This is a genomic window from Candidatus Streptomyces philanthi (assembly GCF_059553635.1).
This window is the reverse complement of the sequence record NZ_JCANQV010000124.1, coordinates 1-16,747: the sequence shown is the minus strand read 5'-3', so window position 1 is coordinate 16,747 and position 16,747 is coordinate 1. Positions and strand designations below refer to the sequence as shown.

At 70.5% G+C, this 16,747-nt stretch carries 15 protein-coding genes and 1 pseudogene; 9 read left to right on the top strand and 7 right to left on the bottom strand.

The window, feature by feature from the left end:
- Positions 1 to 415 precede the first annotated feature (415 nt).
- The 4 genes from AC51EU_RS16405 to AC51EU_RS16390 all read left to right on the top strand — a co-directional run bounded on the left by AC51EU_RS16405 (position 416) and on the right by AC51EU_RS16390 (position 4,383).
- On the top strand, positions 416 to 712 hold the full coding sequence (locus tag AC51EU_RS16405; RefSeq protein WP_496267679.1) for an Rv0250c family protein: 297 nt from the start codon (positions 416 to 418) through the stop codon (positions 710 to 712).
- A 78-nt stretch (positions 713 to 790) separates the two neighbouring features.
- Positions 791 to 1,615 carry a succinate dehydrogenase subunit SdhC gene (sdhC, locus tag AC51EU_RS16400; protein ID WP_496267678.1) on the top strand — a complete coding sequence of 275 codons (825 nt, stop codon included), beginning with the start codon at positions 791 to 793 and terminating at the stop codon, positions 1,613 to 1,615.
- 60 nt (positions 1,616 to 1,675) lie between these two features.
- Entirely contained in the window at positions 1,676 to 3,592 is a 1,917-nt protein-coding gene (locus AC51EU_RS16395; RefSeq protein ID WP_496267677.1) for a fumarate reductase/succinate dehydrogenase flavoprotein subunit, read from the top strand.
- A complete protein-coding gene (locus AC51EU_RS16390) occupies positions 3,589 to 4,383 on the top strand; it encodes a succinate dehydrogenase/fumarate reductase iron-sulfur subunit (protein WP_496267676.1) in 795 nt (264 codons plus the stop codon). The genes AC51EU_RS16395 and AC51EU_RS16390 overlap by 4 nt, the downstream gene beginning before the upstream one ends.
- A 45-nt stretch (positions 4,384 to 4,428) precedes the next feature.
- Here AC51EU_RS16390 and AC51EU_RS16385 read toward each other — a convergent pair whose 3' ends face one another.
- From AC51EU_RS16385 to AC51EU_RS16360, 6 genes are all read right to left on the bottom strand, one after another.
- Positions 4,429 to 7,077 carry a SpoIIE family protein phosphatase gene (locus AC51EU_RS16385; protein ID WP_496267675.1) on the bottom strand — a complete coding sequence of 883 codons (2,649 nt, stop codon included), beginning with the start codon at positions 7,075 to 7,077 and terminating at the stop codon, positions 4,429 to 4,431.
- Between the two features lie 161 nt (positions 7,078 to 7,238).
- Positions 7,239 to 7,628, bottom strand: coding sequence for an ATP-binding protein (locus tag AC51EU_RS16380; protein WP_496267680.1), 390 nt, complete (start codon positions 7,626 to 7,628; stop codon positions 7,239 to 7,241).
- Positions 7,629 to 8,014: 386 nt separating this feature from the next.
- Complete coding sequence (locus tag AC51EU_RS16375) at positions 8,015 to 8,458, bottom strand: (deoxy)nucleoside triphosphate pyrophosphohydrolase (RefSeq protein ID WP_496267674.1); 444 nt, start codon at positions 8,456 to 8,458, stop codon at positions 8,015 to 8,017.
- 40 nt (positions 8,459 to 8,498) lie between these two features.
- Complete coding sequence (locus tag AC51EU_RS16370; RefSeq protein WP_496267673.1) at positions 8,499 to 8,678, bottom strand: SPOR domain-containing protein; 180 nt, start codon at positions 8,676 to 8,678, stop codon at positions 8,499 to 8,501.
- Positions 8,679 to 8,880: 202 nt separating this feature from the next.
- Entirely contained in the window at positions 8,881 to 10,563 is a 1,683-nt protein-coding gene (locus AC51EU_RS16365) for an APC family permease (protein ID WP_496267672.1), read from the bottom strand.
- Between the two features lie 315 nt (positions 10,564 to 10,878).
- The gene (locus AC51EU_RS16360) at positions 10,879 to 11,631 is read right to left on the bottom strand and encodes a GntR family transcriptional regulator (protein ID WP_496267671.1); all 753 of its coding nucleotides are present in this window, start codon (positions 11,629 to 11,631) and stop codon (positions 10,879 to 10,881) included.
- 313 nt (positions 11,632 to 11,944) lie between these two features.
- Between AC51EU_RS16360 and AC51EU_RS16355 the strand changes: the two genes are divergently transcribed.
- From AC51EU_RS16355 to AC51EU_RS16335, 5 genes and pseudogenes are all read left to right on the top strand, one after another.
- Positions 11,945 to 12,526: a Uma2 family endonuclease gene (locus tag AC51EU_RS16355; protein ID WP_496267670.1), complete on the top strand. Its 582-nt coding sequence runs from the start codon at positions 11,945 to 11,947 to the stop codon at positions 12,524 to 12,526.
- A 175-nt stretch (positions 12,527 to 12,701) separates the two neighbouring features.
- Positions 12,702 to 13,823 (top strand): IS630 family transposase, encoded by a 1,122-nt coding sequence (locus tag AC51EU_RS16350; protein ID WP_496267669.1) that lies wholly within the window; start codon positions 12,702 to 12,704, stop codon positions 13,821 to 13,823.
- Between the two features lie 114 nt (positions 13,824 to 13,937).
- On the top strand, positions 13,938 to 14,387 hold the full coding sequence (locus AC51EU_RS16345; protein WP_496267668.1) for a DNA-binding protein: 450 nt from the start codon (positions 13,938 to 13,940) through the stop codon (positions 14,385 to 14,387).
- 362 nt (positions 14,388 to 14,749) lie between these two features.
- Positions 14,750 to 15,019 carry a type II toxin-antitoxin system Phd/YefM family antitoxin gene (locus tag AC51EU_RS16340; protein WP_100828042.1) on the top strand — a complete coding sequence of 90 codons (270 nt, stop codon included), beginning with the start codon at positions 14,750 to 14,752 and terminating at the stop codon, positions 15,017 to 15,019.
- Positions 15,012 to 15,272 (top strand): annotated as a pseudogene (locus AC51EU_RS16335) (type II toxin-antitoxin system RelE family toxin); the annotation flags it as partial. The gene AC51EU_RS16340 and the pseudogene AC51EU_RS16335, both read left to right, overlap by 8 nt.
- Positions 15,273 to 15,410: 138 nt before the next feature.
- On the opposite strand, the gene ychF reads toward AC51EU_RS16335, so the two are convergent.
- Positions 15,411 to 16,499: a redox-regulated ATPase YchF gene (ychF, locus tag AC51EU_RS16330; RefSeq protein WP_496267667.1), complete on the bottom strand. Its 1,089-nt coding sequence runs from the start codon at positions 16,497 to 16,499 to the stop codon at positions 15,411 to 15,413.
- Positions 16,500 to 16,747: the final 248 nt, after the last annotated feature.

The following is a 16,747-nucleotide window of genomic DNA, read 5'->3' as shown; positions in this document are numbered from 1 at the left end:
ATGCCGTGCGGCCTGTGCTGACGTGGTCGGTCATGCTGTACCTCCGGGGCTCGCCGGCGCCGCGCAGGGTCGCCGTCGCACGTCCGGCCGACTTTGCGGCTCATCACATCTATGGCCCCACTGAAGGCGACCGGCGCCCGGCGCGCCGGGCCGACACGGCGGCCCGCCCCCGAAGGCCACCCGCCCGGCCCAACCGGCGTGTCCCGTATGGCACATGGGCGCCGCCGATCGGGGAGGCCGCGTTCCCCCGGGCGGTACGCGGCGCCCGCGCGCCCCGTACGAGGGGGCGCGCTTGCCGAAACGCACCGGCCGGACCGGCGAATCGCGACAGATCCCTTCCCAACCCCTACTGTGACGCGCGACACTCTCGGGCGCAGGAGATCGCCCGTCACTCCTTGGGAAATGAGGGCCCGTCATGTCCCTGCACGATGATCTGACAGCGGCCGAGCACGGCCTCGACGAACTGCGCCGCGCGCTGACCCGGGTGGAGCAGCACGCCGGCGGCGGGCTGGACGTACGACGGGTGCGCACCGACGCCGACCATCTGGGCGAGAGCCTGCGCCTGCTGGAGGAGGGGCTCGCCCTCTCGCCGGGCCGCGGCGAGAAGCGGGAGCAGCCCATGGTGCAGATCCCCGACACGCCGTACGACGCCTCGCTGTGGCGGGACGCCGAGGACGAGGGCCTCGGCTCCAAGGACCGGCACGCCCCTTGACCCGGGGGCCGCGCCCCGCCCAAGGGACGCGCCCCGCCCCAGCCCGACCCGACGGAACGCCCTTCACGGAGACCGACGTTGGCCACAGGCATCGAACCACCGCAATCGGGCGCGACCGGCGTGCACGACGCCTCGCGCGCCGCCATCCCCGCCCGCCATCTGCGGACCGACCGCTGGTGGCTGGCACCGGCGGGCACCGCAGCGGGACTGCTCGCGTTCGTCGTCTACTCGACGTGGCGGGCCTTCGCGAACGACGACTACTACCACGCGCCGTACGTCTCGCCGTTCTACTCGCCGTGTCTGGCGGAGAACTGCGTGCCGATGCACGGCGGGCCGAACTGGGGGCTGCTCGGGAGCTGGTGGGGCCTGTCCCCCGCCCTGCTGATCCTGATCTTCCCGCTCGGGTTCCGGCTGACCTGCTACTACTACCGCAAGGCGTACTACCGCGGCTTCTGGGCCTCCCCGCCCGCCTGCGCGGTCGCCGAGCCGCACACCCGGTACTCCGGCGAGACCCGCCTCCCGCTGATCCTCCAGAACGTCCACCGCTACTTCTTCTACTTCGCGGTGCTGGTCGCGGGCGTGCTGACGTACGACACGGTGCTGGCGTTCCGCGACGAGCACCACGCCTGGGGCCACATGGGCCTGGGCACCGTCGTCTTCCTCGTCAACATCGTGCTGATCTGGGCGTACACCCTCTCGTGCCATTCCTGCCGGCACATCGTGGGCGGACGGCTGCGGCACTTCTCGAAGCACCCGGTCCGCTACCGGCTGTGGGGCTGGGTCGGCAGGCTCAACGCGCGGCACATGCTGCTCGCCTGGTCCTCGCTGGTCAGCGTGGCGGCCGCGGACTTCTATGTCTTCCTGCTGTCCAGCGGGGCGATCACCGATCCGCGGTTCTTCTGACGGCGGCACGGTGACGGCCCCGGGCGACGGCCCCTACTGAGGAAAGGTGTGTGCCCAGCGATGGCGCATGTGGACCGGCAGGCGTGGGACGTGGTGGTGGTCGGGGCGGGCGGCGCCGGGCTGCGCGCCGCGATCGAGGCCCGCGAGGCGGGCATGCGGACCGCCGTGATCTGCAAGTCCCTGTTCGGCAAGGCCCATACGGTGATGGCCGAGGGCGGCATCGCGGCCAGCATGGGCAACGCCAACCCGCACGACAACTGGCAGGTGCACTTCCGCGACACCCTGCGCGGCGGCAAGTTCCTCAACCACTGGCGGATGGCGGAACTGCACGCCCGCGAGGCCCCGGACCGGGTGTGGGAGCTGGAGACCTGGGGCGCCCTCTTCGACCGCACCCCCGACGGCCGGATCTCGCAGCGCAACTTCGGCGGCCACGAGTACCCGCGGCTCGCGCACGTCGGCGACCGCACGGGCCTGGAGCTGATCCGCACCCTCCAGCAGAAGATCGTCTCGCTCCAGCAGGAGGACGAGCGGGAACTGGGCGCGTACGACGCCCGGTTGAAGGTCTTCCAGGAGTGCACCGTCACCCGGGTGCTCAAGGAGGGCGACCGGGTGGCGGGCACGTTCTGCTACGAGCGCGAGTCCGGCCGGTTCTTCGTGCTGGAGGCGCCCGCCGTGGTGCTGGCGACCGGCGGGATCGGCAAGTCCTTCAAGGTCACGTCGAACTCGTGGGAGTACACCGGGGACGGCCACGCGCTGGCGCTGCTCGCCGGGGCGCCGCTGATCAACATGGAGTTCGTGCAGTTCCACCCCACCGGCATGGTCTGGCCGCCGTCGGTCAAGGGCATCCTCGTCACCGAGTCGGTCCGCGGGGACGGCGGGGTGCTGCGCAACAGCCACGGCAGGCGCTTCATGTTCGACTACATCCCGGACGTCTTCAAGGAGAAGTACGCCGAGACCGAGGACGAGGGCGACCGCTGGTACGACGACCCCGACCACCACCGCCGCCCGCCCGAGCTGCTCCCCCGCGACGAGGTCGCCCGCGCCATCAACGCCGAGGTCAAGGCCGGTCGCGGCTCCCCGCACGGCGGAGTGTTCCTCGATGTGTCGACGCGGATGCCCGCCGAGGTCGTCAAGCGCCGGCTGCCGTCCATGCACCACCAGTTCAAGGAGCTGGCGGACGTGGACATCACCGCCGAGCCGATGGAGGTCGGCCCGACCTGCCACTACGTGATGGGCGGCGTCGAGGTGGACCCGGACACCGCGGCCGCGACCGGCGTCCCGGGCCTCTTCGCCGCCGGGGAGGTCGCCGGAGGGATGCACGGCTCCAACCGGCTGGGCGGCAACTCCCTCTCCGACCTGCTGGTCTTCGGCCGCCGGGCGGGCCTGTACGCCGCCGAGTACGCCGCGGCCGCCGGCACCCGGCCCGTACCGGAACCGGCCCAGGTCGACGCGGCGCGGGAGGAGGCGCTGCGGCCCTTCGGGGGCGCCCGGCGGGAGGCGGGCCCGGCGGAGAACCCGTACACCCTGCACCAGGAACTCCAGCAGTCGATGAACGACCTGGTCGGCATCATCCGCCGGGCGGACGAGATGGAGGCGGCCCTGGAACGGCTGGCCGGCCTGCGGGTACGGGCCGAGCGGGCCGGTGTGGAGGGCCACCGGCAGTACAACCCGGGCTGGCACCTCGCCCTCGACCTGCGCAACATGCTGCTGGTCAGCGAGTGCGTGGCCCGGTCCGCGCTGGAGCGCGAGGAGAGCCGCGGCGGGCACACCCGCGACGACCACCCGGAGATGGACCGCCGCTGGCGCAACGTCAATCTCGTCTGCGCGCTGGACGACACCGCGCCCGGGGCGGACCCGGCGCACGGGCGCATCCGGCTGAGCCACCGCAGGACGCCCCCGATCCGCCGCGATCTGCTGGAGCTTTTCGACAAGGACGAGCTGGCGAAGTACCTGACGGACGAGGAGCTGAACCGGTGAGCGGGCAGGAGACGGCACCGTCCGGTGCCTACACGGCGCACTTCCGGGTGTGGCGGGGCGACGGGACGGGCGGGGACCTGGAGGACTTCCGGGTCGAGGTGCACGAGGGCGAGGTGGTGCTGGACATCATCCACCGGTTGCAGGCGACCCAGGCGCCGGACCTGGCCGTGCGCTGGAACTGCAAGGCCGGCAAGTGCGGCTCGTGCAGCGCGGAGATCAACGGGCGGCCGCGGCTGATGTGCATGACGCGGATGTCGGTCTTCGGGCAGGACGAGACGATCACGGTGACCCCGATGCGGGCCTTCCCGGTCCTGCGCGACCTGGTCACCGATGTGTCGTTCAACTACGTCAAGGCGCGGGAGATCCCCGCGTTCGTCCCGCCCGAGGAGACGGCGCCGGGCGAGTACCGGATGCGGCAGGAGGACGTGAACCGCTCGCAGGAGTTCCGTAAGTGCATCGAGTGCTTCCTGTGCCAGAACACCTGCCATGTGGTGCGCGATCACGAGGAGAACAAGCGGGTCTTCGCCGGGCCGCGCTTCCTGATGCGGATCGCGGAACTGGACATGCACCCGCTGGACGCGGCCGCCGAGGCCGGCCTGGACCGCCGGCGCACCGCCCAGGACGCCCACGGCCTGGGCTACTGCAACATCACCAAGTGCTGCACCGAGGTCTGCCCCGAGAACATCAAGATCACCGACAACGCCCTGATCCCCCTCAAGGAACGCGTCGCCGACCGCAAGTACGACCCGCTGGTGTGGCTCGGCAACAAGATCCGCCGCCGCACGGGCTGACGTCCGCGGCCGGGCCCGGGCCGCACCCCGGGCCCGTGCCCCTGCTCAGAACATGTCCAGCAGCGCCTCGACCGGGTCCGGGGCCCCGGAGCCGCCGTCAGGGAGGTTCAATTCGAACCAGACGGTCTTGCCGCGCGGGGTGCGGCGGGTGCCCCAGCCGGTGCTGAGCAGGTCGACGAGCTGAAGGCCCCGGCCGCCCTCGTCGGTGTCCCGGGCCCGGCGGCGGCGCGGCTGCGCCAGATCCGCGTCCCACACCTCGCAGACCAGGGTCCGGTCGCGCAGCAGCCGCAGCCGTATCTCGCCGTGGCCGTGCCGCAGAGCGTTGGTGACCAGCTCGCTGACCAGCAGTTCCGTGGTGTCGACCAGGGCGTGCAGGCCCCAGTCGGTCAGCTGGCCGCGCGCCAGCTCCCGGGCGCGGGCGACCGAGCGGGCGTCGGGCGTCAGCCCCCAGTCCCCCACCGCCTCCTTGGGCAGCCCGTGCACCCGGGCCATCAGCAGTGCGATGTCGTCCTCGCCGTGCGAGGTGTCCAGGACGCCCAGGACATGGTCGCAGGCGTCCTCCAGCGGGCGGTCGGCGTCCGAGAGCGCGGTCCGGAACGCCTCCAGCCCCTCGTCGAGCGACTGGTCACGGGACTCCACCAGACCATCGGTGTAGAGGGCGAGCAGCGCGCCGTCCGGCAGCTCGACCTCCATCTCCTCGAACGGCTCACCGCCCACGCCCAGCGGCATCCCCGGCGGGAACTCCAGCAGCCGTCCCTCCTCGCCGTCCTCGACCAGGACCGGCGGCAGATGCCCGGCGTTGGCGAACGTACAGCGGCGGGTCACCGGGTCGTAGACGGCGTAGACGCAGGTGGCGAGGTAGATCTCGGAGAGGTCGGCGGCGCCCGGGGAGCGGCCGGCGGTGGCTCCCGCCCGGCCGCGCGAGGACCGCCCCCCGCCGTTGCCGCCCAGACCGCGGGCGATCTCGTCCAGCGCCGACAGCACCTCGGCGGGCTCCAGGTCCAGCAGCGCCAGCGTCCTTACGGCGCTGCGGAGTTCGCCCATCGCCACCGCGGCGCGCAGCCCGCGGCCCATCACGTCACCGACGACCAGCGCCGTACGGTGGCCGGGAAGCGGGATGACGTCGAACCAGTCGCCCCCGACCTCGGTGGCGGTGGTGCCGGGCAGATAGCGGCAGGCGATGTCGAGCCCGGCCGCCTCCGGGTCGCCCGGGGGGAGCAGGCTGCGCTGGAGGATCAGGGCCCGCTCGTGCTCGCGGCGGTAGAGGCGGGCGTTGTCGATGCAGACCGCGGCGCGGGCGGCCAGCTCGACGGCGAGGGCGGTGTCCCGTTCGCCGAACGGTTCGCTGCCCTTCGTCCGGGAGAACTGCACCAGGCCGACGACGGTGTCCCGGGCGACCATCGGCACGGCGAGCGTGGAGTGCACCACGACGCCCAGTTCGGGGCCGTCGTCGCCGCCCCGGCCGGGGAGGATCTGCGCCCGCGCGGTGCGCAGGGCGCCCGCGCAGGGCGAGTTGAAGGGGTAGCGGTGCACCGCGCCGACCGGGATGGCGCCGTCCGTGCCGTCGGCGACGCAGGAGGCCGGCGGGGGCAGCGGGGCGTCCGAGACGGCGCTGGCGAACGCGACCCGGCGCAGCTCGGCGCTGCCGTCGCTCATCCCGGGCGGGGCCTCGTCACCGGTCAGCAGCCCTTGGAAGAGGTCGACGGAGGCGAGGTCGCAGAACTGCGGGACGGCGACGTCGAGGAGGGTGCGGGCGGTGGTCTCCAGGTCGAGGGAGTTGCCTATCCGGGCGCCGGCCTCGTTGAGCAGCGCGAGATTGCGGCGGGCGTGGGCCGCCTCGCGCTCGGCGCGGCGGCGGCCGGTGACGTCGGTGGCGAGCGCGGCGACGCCGATGGGGCGGCCGCTGGCGCCGTGCAGCCGGTAGAGGGAGACCGACCAGCGGCGCCGCTCCTCCTCCCCGGGCACCACACCGATCAGCTGCATCTCGCTGACCGTCTCCCCCGTCTCCAGCACCCTGCGCAGCGCGGCGCTCATCCGCTCCGCCTCGGGCCGGGGCAGGAAGTCGTACGGGGTGCCGCCGCGGTACTTGCCCGCCGGGCCGCCGAAGACCGTGGCGAAACGTTCGTTGACGCGCAGCAGCCGCAGATCCGTACCGAAGAGGGTGAAACCGATCGGGGACTGACCGAAGACGGCCTGGGAGGCGGCGAGGTCGGTCTCGATGTCGCGCAGCGCCCGCACATCGACGACCAGGCAGAGCGCGGCGCGCTCCCCCTTCCCGGTCTCGGACGGCATCACGAAGATCTCCGCGAGCCGGTCGGCCTCGGCGGACGGCTCACGGCGGTAGGGCACCAGCCCGGTCCACTCGCGGCCGTCGAGGACGTCCGAGACCGTGCGGCGGCCGGTCTCGCGCAGCGCGCCGGGCACGAACGCCTCGACGGGGTCCTTGCCGAGCGCGTCCCGGGCGGGGATGCCGAGCAGGGCGGCGGCCCGCTCGCTCCAGCGGTCGATCCGGCCGTCGGGGCCGAGGGAGAAGGACGCGAGGCGGAGCGAGTCGTGGAGGGAGCCGGGGCGGCTGCTCTGCCAGACGGGCGGCGTCCGCGGGTCGCGGGCCCCGGCCGCCGCGCCGTCCCCGCGCTCCGCGTACCGGCCGCCGGCCTGGGCGGGCACCCTCTTGCCTGTCGTCTTCTCGCTCACGAGCCCCGTCCCCTCCAGCTCATCGTGCCCGGACCGGACGAACCGAGTAAACCAGCACTTCAGCCATCCGGAACACGGTCTTCACGATCACAGCACAGTCTCGATCGCGACCCGTCCGCGGCATGACGGTGGAAAGGCGACGAACGGGACTCCCCCGTCTCCTAACCCGCCGCGGGCAACTCGAACCACACGGTCTTGCCGCTCTTGCCGCGCCGGGTCCCCCACCGCCGGGAACTGCACGCGACGAGCTGGAGCCCGCGGCCCCCCTCGTCGTCGGGGGCGGCGGTGCGCTCCCGCGGCGGATCGGGCAGCGGGTCGGAGACCTCGACCAGCAGTCCGCCGCCGCTGAGCAGCGCCATACGGACGCCGATCGGACCGCTGGCATAGCGCAGGGAATTGGTGACCAGTTCGCTGACGAGGAGGACGGCGACATCGGCGACGGCGTCCAGACCCCACTCGGTGAGCGCGTCGCGGACGACGGCGCGGGCGGTGCGGACCGCGCCAGGTTCCGCGGGGAAGCTCCATTCGGCGGTCGGGGAACCGGAGGCCATTCCGCGGCGGCTGACGGCTTCGGGGGCTCCTGCCGCTGCGTTGTCGCTCACGCCGATCACTCCCCAGCCCGCTGCGGTCCTCGTCGGTTCATCTGCGATAAAGCAGTCCATTCACGACATACCCGATATCACGCCAGGAGTACCGTTTCTCCGGCGAGTGGACCGTATGCGGGGGGATGGGCGTCCAGCGGGGGCACTGCGTACGGGCCGGTGCGGGCGTCCACGCTTGTGTGCGGACGGACGCGGGGACGCGCCATCCGGGCGGAGAGGCAGGGGGCAGCTCTGCACGGCCCGGGGCATGCCGTATCCCCACAGATGGGGGACGCCGTACGGCGGCACATCGCCACCCCACCCCCGTACACCCCGAAGGCCCCACCCGTCCCGGGCTACCGCCGCGCCCGCTCCGCCGCGTCGGCACCGGCCGTCGGCGCGGACCCGGCCCGCAGCCGGCGCATCGCCTCGGCCACCGCGGGCCGGTCCTGGTCCAGCCAGTCGACGAGGTCCTCCTCGCCCGGCAGCAGCCAGCGCAGTGCGTCGTGGTCCTGGAGCGGGCGCGGCCGCCCGGACAGCAGCCGGACGGACCACACCCGCAGCACGTAACCGGGGCCCAGCGCCCACTCACCGGCGATCCGCTCCAGCGGCTGAGCCTCGACGCCCAGTTCCTCGCGCAGCTCCCGTACCAGGGCCCGCTCGGGCGTCTCGCCGTCCTCGACCTTGCCGCCGGGCAGTTCCCAGCGGCCGGCGAGCGCCGGTGGCGCGCTGCGCCGCGCGGCCAGCAGCCGTCCCCGGTCGAGCACCGCGCCGCCCACCACCACACGCACCGTCGTCATACGGGGCAGCCTACGGCGCGCCCCGGCGCCCGCAACCCGCTCACTCGGTCGTCCGCCCCACCCGTTCGACGACATAGAGCTGCCGGCGGCCGTGGGTGTCGAGGCGGCCGGCCACCTGCTCGGCCTCCGCGCGGGTGGCGTACCGGCCCACCCGGTAGCGGTTCCCTCCTTCGTCCTGACGGATGACGTGCCAGGGCAGCACGGCTCCACTGTCACTCATCGTGCCCCTCCGTACGCCGTGCAGCGCGTCGTCACGCGCCCCTTCTGTGCCGTTCCCGAAAACGCGGTCTGCATATGCCCGAGCCTACGCCCGACCTTCACTCACCGGATACGGAATGGCACAAAGAGACACGCGAACGGCCACCCGCGGGCCCCGGAGAACCGGGAGGTACGCCCGCGAGTGGCCGGTGCGACGAAGGGGATCAGGCGTCCACGGACGCCTTGCCCTCGGGGCGCTCCTTGCCCTCCGCCGCCAGCGTCTCGGCCTCGACCTGCTCCAGCGAGGGGTTGCGCCAGGAGCTGCGCACGCCCCAGAAGTAGAAGGCCAGACCGATCGCCGCGACCACGACGATGTCCACGCCCTCCGGCAGATAGCCCTTGCCGCCGAACTCCTTGCCACCGGCGTACGAGACACAGGCCATGACCAGCAGATACGCCACCATCCAGGCACCGGCCCTGAGGTGCGGCAGCAGCGCGGCCCACGGCTTGCGGCCCTGGCTGAGCGGCTTGCCGATCTCGTACCAGGCCCAGACGGGCAGACCGACCGCCATGATCAGGATGACCTTGCCGGTCAGCGGCCAGCGGCCCCAGTAGAGGACCAGCGAACCGAAGATCATCGCGATCGGCGCGACGACCGGCATCACCCGCAGCTTGACCGGACGCTTGAGGTCCGGCGCCAGCCGGCGCAGCGACATCACGGCGACCGGCCCGGTGATGTACGAGATGACCGTGGCGACCGAGACGATCTCGGCGAGCGAGCCCCAGCCGCGGAAGACCGCGAGGAAGAGGAAGGCGATCACCAGGTTGAGGACCAGTGCCGGGCGCGGCACACCGGTCTTCTTGTCGACGCGCCCGAAGATGCCGGGCAGGTGGCCGTTCTCCTGCACGCCGTGGATCATGCGCGAGGTGGTGGCGGCGTAGATCATTCCCGTACCGGACGGGGAGACGAACGCGTCCGCGTACAGCAGCAGCGCCAGCCAGTTCAGGCCCCAGGCGACGGCGAGGTCGGCGAGCGGGGAGTTGTAGCCGAGACCGGCCCAGCCGCCGGCCTCCGACAGCTTGCCGCCCGGGACCGCCATCAGGAAGGCGACCTGGAGCGCGACGTAGATGACCAGCGCGATGACGATCGAGCCGACGACTGCCTTGGGCAGCGAGCGGCCGGGGTTGCGGGCCTCGCCCGCGAGGTTCAGCGGGGACTGGAAGCCGTTGTAGGCCCAGACGATGCCGGAGACGGCGACGGCGGTGAAGACCGAGCTCCAGCCGTTGGGGGTGAAGCCACCGTGCGAGGAGATGTTGCTGGTGTCGAAGTGCGCCAGCATCAGCGCGCTCGCGGTCAGGATCGGCACGACGACCTTGAAGACCGTGATCGCGGTGTTCGTCTTGGCGAACAGGGTGATCGCGAACCAGTTCAGGAAGAAGTAGAAGACCAGCAGGACGCTGGCGAGGGCGACACCGGTGCCGGTCAGCTCCTTGCCGTTGTACAGGGCCTGGGCCCAGCCGAAGTCCCAGCTGCTCATGTACTGGACCGAGGCGGTGGCCTCGCCCGGGATGACCGAGACGATCGCGATCCAGTTGGCCCAGGCGGCCAGGTAGCCGGCGAGCGAGCCGTGCGAGTACTGGCCGTAGCGCACCATGCCGCCGGCCTTGGGGAACATCGAGCCCAGCTCGGTGTAGGTGAGGGCGATCGTGAGCGCGACGACCGCGCCGATGACCCACGCGAGGATCGCTGCGGGCCCGGCGATGGCGGCAGCCCGCTCGGCGCCGAAGAGCCAGCCGGAACCGATGATCGACCCGAGACCCGTGGCGGTCAGGGCGATGGTCCCGAGGGACCGACGGTAATGCGAGTGCGAGCCCTGCTCCGCACCCGGGGTCTTTGTCGTGCTCACGTGCGTTGGTCTCCTGGTCTTCCCCCGTGCCGTGCACAAACTTCGCCATCGTAAGAGCGAAACCGAAGATCGGAATCCCTCACCGGGTCAAAAGTCCCTCCCAGCTGAGGGTCTGTGAGGTTTCCAACACCGCGAGCGCGCACAGCATAAGCTCTTAAATGTGGACAAAAAGGGCGACTGTTCGACCGCCGTACGCCGCACTCACCCCCTCGCGGCGCCCCGCCAGGGCCCTTCTCCTCCTTCTCAGGGTCCGCTCCCTAGAGGAGGATGCGGCGTCCCGCCACACACTCTCCCCCTCACCCTCACCAAACCCCCTTATTTCACCGGCAGGTGGTACACCACCCGGTACCGGTCCGCCGGCGTGACCACGTCCGCCGTCTCGACCGGGCACCCGCCCGCGAAATACGTCCGGGAGATCACGAGCACCACCCGCCCCGGCACCCCGCCCAGCGCCGCCACCTCCTCCGCCATCGCCGGCCGAGCCCCGACCTCCTCCACGACGTTGTCCACCACGACATCGATCGCCGCCATCCGCTCGACCACCCCGCGCCCCGCCAGCGGCCCCTCCTCCGGCAGCATCACCGGCGTCCGCCCCGTCACCCCCAGCGGCTCCCAGGACGTCGACACCATCGACGGCTCCCCCTGCGAACGGAACAGATAGCGCGTCCGCATCACCCGGTCTCCCACCGCGATCCGCAGCCGCTTCGCCACCACCACCCCCGCGCCCTCCTGGCGGCTGCTGGACTCCCACGTACCCCGCACCCGCTCGTCCGCCTGCTCCTGCCGGAACGGCGTGCACCGCCCCGCCGTCCGGTGCCCGGCCCGCGCGATCCTGCGCGGCACCGGCCACTCCCGCACATACGTCCCGGACCCCGAACGCCCCTCGACCAGCCCCTCCGCCATCAACACCCGGCGCGCCTCCAACGCCACGGTGTCCGACACCCCGTACTGCTCACGAATCCGGGCCTGCGAGGGAAGACGGGTGTGCGGCGGCAACTCCCCTTCCACGATCTTCCGCCGCAGCTCACCGGCGACGCGGAGGTACGCGGGCTGTTCACCGAGCGACACACACCCTCCCCTCAACCTGACAATCAGCGACAGCCTCGCAACCCCACGTATCCACCGCAACCACTCCCCAAAGAATCACCCAATGTGATGACCCCTGGTCGCCGGTGGGGGACACCGGCGGGCGATGGGGGGATTCCGGCTGCCCCCTCCCTCACGCGGCCAGCGGGCGAAGGCGAAAACACGCTTCTTGGAGACTCAAGTCAGCACAGAATCAGCACCGGCCGCTGATCTCGGCCTTCAGGACGGCAGGAAGGGCGGTCACCCTGTTGGCGATCTCGTGGCCCGGGTCTCGTCGAGTCGCTACGGTTGAGCCATGACCGCACTGCCGGACTGGATGCGCCCGCCGCGCGCGGAAGGCTGGTTCGCGGAGGACCTGGACCGTCTCCCCGAGGCGCCACGCCACACCGAGCTGATCGACGGAGCCCTCGTCTTCATGCTGTCGCCCCAGCGGTCCTGGCACGGCCGCCTCGTCACTTCCCTCACCACCACGCTCATGGCGACCGCGCCCGCCGGTTTCGAGGTCGAGCGGGAAATGACGATCCGCCTCGACGAGCGCAACCGGCCGGAGCCGGATCTGCTCGTGACGACCGCCCCCTACGATCCGGACCGCACGTGGTATGCGCCGGAAGAAGTCCAGCTCGTCATCGAGGTCGTCTCGCCAGAGTCCGCCCATCGTGACCGCACAGTGAAGCTGCACAAGTACGCGGACGCCAAGATCCCGCACTATTGGTGCGTCGAGGAAGAGGGCGGCACCACCGTCGTCCACGTCTACGAACTCGACGAGCCGACCGGCGTCTACGCGCCCGCCGGCATCTTCCGGGGCACCCTGAAGCGGCCTTTGCCTTTCGAGATCAGCCTGGATCTCGAAAGGCTCACCCCGCCGCGGAGCACATAGGAGTCAGCACCAAGTCCGCACAGGAACACAGAAGGGGCCGGGCTCGCCAGAGCCCGGCCCCTTCTGACCTGCGCGCCTGACAAATCATCTAGTGCTGTGACCGTATAGGTTCGCCGGGTTGGTGGTCGTGGCGGTTGGATGTGCGGTGACGTCCGATCCGACCGCTGGAGGCGCGGTGGCCGAGCCTGTCCGTGTGCGCAGACTGACCGACCAGGAGGGGCGGAAGCTGCAGCAGATTGTGCGCCGGGGCAGCACCAACTCGGTGCGCTACCGGCGGGCGATAATGCTGCTGGCGTCGGCTGGCGGGAACCGGGTGCCGGTGATTGCCCAGCTGGTGCAGGCCGACGAGGACACCGTGCGCGACGTGATCCACCGGTTCAACGAGATCGGCCTGGCTTGCCTGGACCCTCAGTGGGCGGGAGGCCGTCCCCGCCGACTCAGCCCTGACGACGAGGACTTCGTCATCCGGACGGCCATCACCCGCCCCACCAAGCTCGGTCAGCCCTTCACCCGCTGGTCCCTGCGCAAGCTGGTCGCCTACCTGCGGAAAGTCCACGGCCGGGTCATCCAGATCGGCCGCGAGGCATTACGCTGCCTGCTCGCCCGCCGCGGTGTCACCTTCCAGCACACCAAGACGTGGAAGGAATCCCCCGACCCCGAGCGAGAGGCGAAGCTGGACCGGATCGAGGAGGTCCTGGACCGCTTCCCGGACCGGGTCTTCGCCTTCGACGAGTTCGGCCCGCTCGGGGTCCGGCCCACCCCGGGCTCGGGCTGGGCCGCCCAGAAGCGCCCCGACCGGCTGCCCGCCACATATCACCGCACCCACGGCGTGCGCTACTTCCATGGCTGCTACTCGGTCGGCGACGACACTCTGTGGGGCGTCAACCGCCGCAAGAAGGGTGCCGCCAACACGCTGGCCGCCCTGAAATCGATCCGTGCCGCCCGGCCCGACGGCGCCCCGATCTACGTGATCATGGACAACCTGTCCGCCCACAAGGGCGCCGGCATCCGCCGCTGGGCCACGAAGAACAAGGTCGAGTTGTGCTTCACCCCGACCTACGCCTCCTGGGCCAACCCGATCGAGGCGCACTTCGGACCCTTGAGGCAGTTCACCATCGCCAACTCCAACCACCCCAACCACACTGTGCAGACCCGGGCCCTGCATGCCTACCTGCGGTGGCGCAACGCCAACGCCCGCCACCGCGACGTCTTGGCCGCCGAACGCAAAGAACGCGCCCGCATCCGCAGCGAGAAAGGCATCCACTGGGGCGGACGCCCCCTCAAAACCGCAGCTTGATCCAACCCGGCGAACCTGTCAGCCACAGCACCAGGGGGCGTCGCGAGCACGATTGAACGAAACGTTTAAAACAATCTGTTGACAACAGTTCGGGAACTGCCTCATCCTCTTCTCATGTCGTCAAGTCCTGAACAGCACGCCGACCCGTTCACGCCTCCACAGCCGGAACAGGCGCGAGCACACCGCGTCTACGCGTCCCTGTTTCGCATCGCCGAGCGACACGCGACCACCGACGAGCAACGCCACCGACAGGTTCATCCCTCGGTCATCGGGCCGCACGAAGCCGTCAGGCTCGTGTCGTTCCTACTCAGTGGGGCCGCACAGCTCGACGACGGTGAGCCGGAGGTGGACCACGCCGACATCACCGCCGCGCTGAGCCTCGTCCCACTGGTTCGCGGGGAGATGGACGAACTGGAAACCGGACTCCTCCAGATGGCACGTGGACGCGGCATGACTTGGCAAGAGATCGCCTTCGGCCTCGGGCTTGGCACTCCGCAAGCAGCCAGACAGCGATACGAACGACTGGCCAGCCGCGGCGCACCCGACGCGGAAGGCCCGGAATAGGAAGAGTTCGCCCCGGATTGCGCGCCAGCTAGGGGCCGGGCTCTGGAGCTGCGGTGCCCGAGTGCGTACCGACGCTCCACGCACTGGAAGCAATCTCCAGAGCGCTCGATCAACAACGACCAACACGGCGAACCTATGCGGTCACAGCACTAGCGCAAAGCCATCGCAAGATCACACGTTGAAGCGGAACGTCGAGCACAAAGCTATGACCTGCGAAAAAGCGGCTGTGGAAGTGGTCGCCCAGCACCGATCCAGCACCGTGTGGATTCATCCAGCACATCCAGCACGCGCGTCCACCGCGAGGGCAGACCGCCCGGCCACCCGCATTGTGTACACATGGCACACTCGGTACGCTTGGGTGCATGACTCAGCCCCTGCCCATAGAGTCCATCCGCGATGTGCGCGCCCATCTGGCGGAGGTCGTGGAGCGCGCGGACCGCGACGACGTGCCCACGGTGATCACGCGCCGGGGCAAGCAAGTCGCCGCCGTCGTCTCCATCGAAGTCCTGCGCAAGTACCAGGAGTGGGAAGAGCGCGAGATCAACCGGATCATCGACGAACGCATGGCCAACCCGGCACCCGGCATCCCGATCGAGGACATCATGAGGGAGACGCTGGCGCGCAGTGAGTGAGTACCGCACCGTCTTCCGACCCGAGGCCCAGGCCGAGCTCCGCAAGGTCCCGCGAGACATGGCCCTCCGCATCCTGGCCAAGCTGACCGAGCTGGAGAGCGACCCGATGGGGTTCAACACCACAGCCCTCGTCTCCCAGCCCGACCGCCGCCGCCTACGGGTGGGCGACTACCGCGTGATCTACACGATCGACAATGGCGAGCTGGTGGTGTGGGTGGTACACGTCGGGCATCGCTCCACCGTCTACGACACCCGAACGTTCCTGACGTCAGGTCAGAATATCCAGCACCGATCCAGCACGGGATCGACGAAGGGGCCGGGCTCTCGCGAGTCCGGCCCCTTCTGACCTGCATGTTTGCCGCGTTGAGCAACGTGGTGTTATTTCATCCGCTCACACGTTGAAGCGGAACTCCACCACATCCCCGTCCTGCATCACATACTCCTTGCCCTCCATACGGGCTTTCCCGGCGGCGCGGGCGTCAGCAGTGGAGCCGGCGTTGACGAGGTCGTCGAAGGAGATGACCTCGGCCTTGATGAAGCCTTTTTGGAAGTCGGTGTGGATGACGCCGGCGGCTTCGGGGGCGGTGGCGCCCTGCTTGATGGTCCAGGCGCGGGCTTCCTTGGGGCCGGCGGTCAGGTAGGTCTGGAGGCCCAGGGTGGCGAAGCCGACGCGGGCGAGGGTGGCCAGGCCGGGCTCCTCCTGGCCGACGGACTGGAGGAGTTCGAGGGCCTCCTCGTCGTCGAGCTCGGCGAGGTCGGCCTCCAGCTTGGCGTTGAGGAAGATCGCTTCGGCGGGGGCGACCAGGGCGCGCTGCTCGTTCTTGAAGTCCTCGTCGGTCAGCTCGTCCTCGTCGACGTTGAAGACGTAGAGGAACGGCTTGGTGGTGAGGAGGTGGAGGTCGTGCAGCAGTTCGGTCTTCTCCGTGCCCTGGACGAAGCCGGCGGCGAAGAGGGTGCGGCCCTCCTCCAGGATGGCCTTCACCTCCTCGACGGCCTTGACCTTCGGGGCGACGTCCTTCTTGATCCGCGACTCCTTCTGGAGGCGCGGCAGCACCTTCTCGATGGTCTGGAGGTCGGCGAGGATCAGCTCGGTGTTGATGGTCTCGATGTCGTCCTTGGGCGAGACCTTGCCGTCGACGTGGACGACGTTCTCGTCCTTGAAGGCGCGGATGACCTGGCAGATCGCGTCGGACTCGCGGATGTTCGCGAGGAACTTGTTGCCCAGGCCCTCGCCCTCGGAGGCGCCGCGGACGATGCCGGCGATGTCGACGAAGTCGACGGTGGCCGGGAGGATCCGCTGCGAGCCGAAGATCTCGGCGAGCTTGGTCAGGCGCGTGTCGGGGACACCGACGACGCCGACGTTGGGCTCGATGGTGGCGAACGGGTAGTTGGCCGCCAGCACGTCGTTCTTGGTCAGGGCGTTGAACAGGGTCGACTTGCCGACATTCGGCAGACCGACGATTCCGATCGTGAGCGACACGGTGGCGACTTCCCGGAGACGAGGTGACGAGGGGCGGGCACGGCTCCCGTAGGGGCCGATCCACCAGTCTACGGGGCGGCCGGGGACACCCTTCCGGGGCCGCGCCCGGTCCGCCGCGCGGGCGTGCGCCGGGGGTGTGCTCCATGAAGCTCGGGGAAAGGGCGTGTCCTGCTGCCTGTTAATACCACTTTGCGGCCTACCGTTGGCGAGTGGAGCAACACGAAGCGCGCACGCCGCAGCACAGCCCG

Excerpts from the sequence above, each read along its gene's own strand:
- AC51EU_RS16405 (WP_496267679.1), top strand. The coding sequence starts at position 416 with ATGTCCCTGCACGATGATCTGACAGCGGCCGAGCACGGCCTCGACGAA.
- AC51EU_RS16395 (WP_496267677.1), top strand. The coding sequence starts at position 1,676 with ATGGCGCATGTGGACCGGCAGGCGTGGGACGTGGTGGTGGTCGGGGCG.
- AC51EU_RS16380 (WP_496267680.1), bottom strand. The coding sequence starts at position 7,628 with ATGGCCTCCGGTTCCCCGACCGCCGAATGGAGCTTCCCCGCGGAACCT.
- AC51EU_RS16375 (WP_496267674.1), bottom strand. The coding sequence starts at position 8,458 with ATGACGACGGTGCGTGTGGTGGTGGGCGGCGCGGTGCTCGACCGGGGA.
- AC51EU_RS16370 (WP_496267673.1), bottom strand. The coding sequence starts at position 8,678 with ATGAGTGACAGTGGAGCCGTGCTGCCCTGGCACGTCATCCGTCAGGAC.
- AC51EU_RS16355 (WP_496267670.1), top strand. The coding sequence starts at position 11,945 with ATGACCGCACTGCCGGACTGGATGCGCCCGCCGCGCGCGGAAGGCTGG.
- AC51EU_RS16345 (WP_496267668.1), top strand. The coding sequence starts at position 13,938 with ATGTCGTCAAGTCCTGAACAGCACGCCGACCCGTTCACGCCTCCACAG.
- AC51EU_RS16340 (WP_100828042.1), top strand. The coding sequence starts at position 14,750 with ATGACTCAGCCCCTGCCCATAGAGTCCATCCGCGATGTGCGCGCCCAT.